Origin of the sequence: Pseudoalteromonas umbrosa (assembly GCF_030125375.1) — a bacterium.
GTDB lineage: Bacteria > Pseudomonadota > Gammaproteobacteria > Enterobacterales > Alteromonadaceae > Pseudoalteromonas > Pseudoalteromonas umbrosa.
Genome location: NZ_JASJUU010000017.1, coordinates 1 through 1,294 on the forward strand (window position 1 = coordinate 1; position 1,294 = coordinate 1,294).

At 45.7% G+C, this 1,294-nt stretch carries 1 protein-coding gene; it reads right to left on the reverse strand.

Going from position 1 to position 1,294, the window contains the following annotated elements; translation table 11 throughout:
- Positions 1–109: 109 nt before the first annotated feature.
- Entirely contained in the window at positions 110–1,294 is a 1,185-nt protein-coding gene (gene tuf, locus QNM16_RS24885) for an elongation factor Tu (RefSeq protein ID WP_063359275.1), read from the reverse strand.

The following is a 1,294-nucleotide window of genomic DNA, read 5'->3' on the forward strand; positions in this document are numbered from 1 at the left end:
AGCCGTTTTAACCAGATCTAAAACAGAAGAATATTCTAAAAACATAAAAAAAGCCGCTCAATGAGCGGCTTTTTAATATTCGTATATCGAATTAGTTAACGTGTAACTATTACTCGATGATTGATGCTACAACACCAGCACCAACTGTACGGCCACCTTCACGGATAGCGAAACGTAGACCTTCGTCCATCGCGATTGGGCAGATTAGCTCTACAGTCATCTTGATGTTGTCACCAGGCATTACCATTTCTACGCCGTCTGGTAGCTGGATGTCACCAGTTACGTCAGTTGTACGGAAGTAGAACTGTGGACGGTAACCTTTGAAGAAAGGAGTGTGACGACCACCTTCATCTTTAGAAAGTACGTATACTTCTGAAGTGAACTTAGTGTGCGGCTGGATTGAACCAGGAGCTGATAGTACTTGACCACGCTCAACTTCGTCACGCTTAGTACCACGTAGAAGTGCACCGATGTTCTCACCAGCACGACCTTCGTCTAGAAGCTTACGGAACATTTCAACACCCGTACAAGTTGTCTTCGTAGTTTCTTTGATACCTACGATTTCAACTTCGTCGTTCACGTTGATGATACCAGCTTCAACACGGCCAGTTACAACTGTACCACGACCCTGGATTGAGAATACGTCTTCGATAGGCATGATGAATGGCTTATCGATGTCACGCTCTGGCTCTGGGATGTAAGAATCTAGTGCTTCTGCAAGCTCAACGATCTTGTCTTCCCACTCTTTCTCACCTTCTAGTGCTTTAAGAGCTGAACCTTGGATTAGTGGTAGGTCATCACCTGGGAAATCGTACTCAGAAAGAAGTTCACGAACTTCCATCTCTACTAGCTCGATTAGCTCTTCGTCATCAACCATGTCACATTTGTTCATGAATACGATGATGTAAGGTACACCAACCTGACGTGAAAGTAGGATGTGCTCACGAGTCTGAGGCATAGGACCGTCAGTTGCAGCAACTACTAGGATCGCGCCGTCCATCTGAGCAGCACCAGTGATCATGTTTTTAACGTAGTCAGCGTGTCCAGGACAGTCAACGTGTGCGTAGTGACGAGTTGGAGTATCGTACTCTACGTGTGAAGTTGCGATTGTGATACCACGCTCACGCTCTTCTGGAGCGTTATCGATTTGAGCGAAGTCACGTGCTTCACCACCGTATACTTTTGCAAGTACGTTAGTGATTGCTGCTGTTAGAGTTGTTTTACCGTGGTCAACGTGGCCGATTGTACCTACGTTTACGTGCGGTTTCGAACGTTCAAACTTTTCTTTTGCCAT

Excerpts from the sequence above, each read along its gene's own strand:
- tuf (WP_063359275.1), bottom strand. The coding sequence starts at position 1,294 with ATGGCAAAAGAAAAGTTTGAACGTTCGAAACCGCACGTAAACGTAGGT.